The organism is Bacillus cereus group sp. BfR-BA-01355, from assembly GCF_022663675.1.
In the GTDB taxonomy this organism is placed as follows: domain Bacteria; phylum Bacillota; class Bacilli; order Bacillales; family Bacillaceae_G; genus Bacillus_A; species Bacillus_A thuringiensis_S.
On the sequence record NZ_JAKUFY010000326.1, the window covers coordinates 1 to 389 of the forward strand.

A 389-nucleotide genomic window follows, 5' to 3' on the forward strand; every position below is an offset into this window, starting at 1 on the left:
CGTTCATCCTGAGCCAGGATCAAACTCTCCAATAAAGTTAGTTTGTCTAGCATCTAAAAATAAAAATTGACGTTTCACGTTGTTTGTTTCGTTCAGTTTTCAAAGAACTAATGGTGGAGCCTAGCGGGATCGAACCGCTGACCTCCTGCGTGCAAGGCAGGCGCTCTCCCAGCTGAGCTAAGGCCCCAAACAAGTATCGGGAAGACAGGATTTGAACCTGCGACCCCCTGGTCCCAAACCAGGTGCTCTACCAAGCTGAGCCACTTCCCGAAAGAAAACGCGCCCGAGAGGAGTCGAACCCCTAACCTCTTGATCCGTAGTCAAACGCTCTATCCAATTGAGCTACGGGCGCATATGGTGCCGAGGGCGGGGGTCGAACCCGCACGGTG

Annotated in this window: 3 tRNA genes; all 3 read right to left on the reverse strand. The window is 52.7% G+C overall.

Annotated features, from left to right (window positions below):
* Positions 1-111 precede the first annotated feature (111 nt).
* The 3 genes from MR167_RS31880 to MR167_RS31890 all read right to left on the reverse strand — a co-directional run bounded on the left by MR167_RS31880 (position 112) and on the right by MR167_RS31890 (position 352).
* Positions 112-187: transfer RNA gene (locus MR167_RS31880), tRNA-Ala, on the reverse strand.
* Between the two features lie 9 nt (positions 188-196).
* Positions 197-270: transfer RNA gene (locus MR167_RS31885), tRNA-Pro, on the reverse strand.
* Positions 271-278: 8 nt separating this feature from the next.
* Positions 279-352: transfer RNA gene (locus MR167_RS31890), tRNA-Arg, on the reverse strand.
* Positions 353-389: the final 37 nt, after the last annotated feature.